Here is a 1,049-nt window from a genome sequence, read left to right as displayed (position 1 = left end):
AAACATCACTGTCGTTGATGAGGAGTCCCTGGAAGATTGGATCTCTGAAATGGCCAATCAGTTGATCGGGCGTTTGAAGACAAAGTTAATGTCGCATGAGCAAGAGATTACCTTGGGGCTGCCGACGACGTCTTTTGGTGTTGAGTTGAACGACTTGATTGAACCTGGCCCTACCCGCTTCTCCAGTTATATTGAGGTAGATGGGGAAGCTTGTGCTTTTCACATCGGAGTGGAGTTCTTTTCCGAAGAGATTAGTTTTGTTAGTGAGCCGGTCGTGGTGGAAGATTCGTTGATGGAATCAGAGATCGAGTTATTTTAGTTTTATGGCTGATAAGCCCTTTCTGGATCTGGTAGTAGACTGGGTATGAGCACATTTAAAACCAAATTAGCGCCAGACTATAAAGATGGTGTCGACCGGAAACTCTTAAAGACCATTAAGAACCGTTTTTTGCAGGTCAATGCTGATCGCTTCGAGCGCTGTCGACAGGGCTTGTCTTCCCGACATCAAGATATCCTTTATGTATTGCCTTTACTTTACCACGTTAACCACCCTCTGATGCCGGGTTATGTCGCGCAAGATGCACCCGCCGGCGTGTCGGCTTATCAACCCGATAAAGCAGCTTTAAGTATTGCAAAGTCCTTTAGCCAGACCTTTAAGTTTAAGTCAGGCTCCCGCCAGCTTAGCCAGATACATGCTCTCTACATGATGGGCAGTACTGGAACCTTAGCGCACTCTGAAGCGAGTGATGTGGACTTATGGTTGTGCTTTGACCCTGGCCTGGGCGAAGACGCTATGGCTTCGCTCGCAGAAAAAGCCAAGAAGATAGATGATTGGGCAAACAGTCTAGGCTTGGAGCTTCATACTTTTTTGATGAATGCGGAAAAGTTTAAGGCTGGGCACTTGAATAACCGCATGGATAAAGAAAGTAGTGGTTCTGCACAACATTATTTGCTGCTGGACGAGTTTTATCGTACTGCGATTTTATTAGCGGGGCGTTACCCAATTTGGTGGCTGATTCCACCAAATTTAGAAGGAGAATACGAGGAGA

Annotated in this window: 1 protein-coding gene and 1 pseudogene; both read left to right on the top strand. The window is 46.2% G+C overall.

Annotated features, from left to right (window positions below):
• Nucleotides 1-319: hypothetical protein (locus A3761_RS26685; protein ID WP_197472750.1), on the top strand; the 319-nt coding region annotated here is incomplete at its 5' end.
• Between the two features lie 45 nt (nt 320-364).
• Nucleotides 365-1,049 (top strand): annotated as a pseudogene (locus tag A3761_RS02525) (adenylate cyclase); the annotation flags it as partial.

The sequence above is a fragment of the Oleiphilus sp. HI0123 genome, assembly GCF_001635315.1.
This window is presented reverse-complemented; position numbering and strand designations above follow the sequence as displayed.